This window comes from Escherichia sp. AM3 (assembly GCF_032029835.1).
GTDB classification, from domain to species: Bacteria; Pseudomonadota; Gammaproteobacteria; order Enterobacterales; family Enterobacteriaceae; genus Escherichia; species Escherichia coli.
Genome location: NZ_JAVUPQ010000705.1, coordinates 1 through 346, shown reverse-complemented (window position 1 = coordinate 346; position 346 = coordinate 1). Strand labels below are relative to the sequence as shown.

General features: G+C 49.1%; 1 pseudogene. It reads left to right on the top strand.

The annotated features are described in order from the left end of the window. Positions 1 to 346, top strand: a pseudogene (locus RTW80_RS27990) (transcriptional regulator); the annotation flags it as partial.

Genomic DNA, 346 nt, shown 5'->3' with positions numbered 1-346 from the left:
GGGCTGTTTTCCCCATGTGGAAAGTTACATTATCGGAGGACTGATTCGCCCAGGTTATTTTTCGGTAGGAGAGAGTCTGGCGCTGGAGATGATCAATGCCTTTTCCGTAGAACGTGCGTTTATCTCCTGCGATGCGCTGTCGCTGGAGACGGGGATCACCAATGCCACCATGTTTGAGGTCGGGGTGAAAACACGGATTATTCAACGCTCGCGTGAAGTTATTCTCATGGCCGATCACTCAAAATTTGATGCCGTTGAGCCGCATGCTGTAGCAACACTATCATGTATTAAAACGATCATCAGTGACAGCGGGTTACCTGAGACTATTGCACAGCGTTATCAGCGA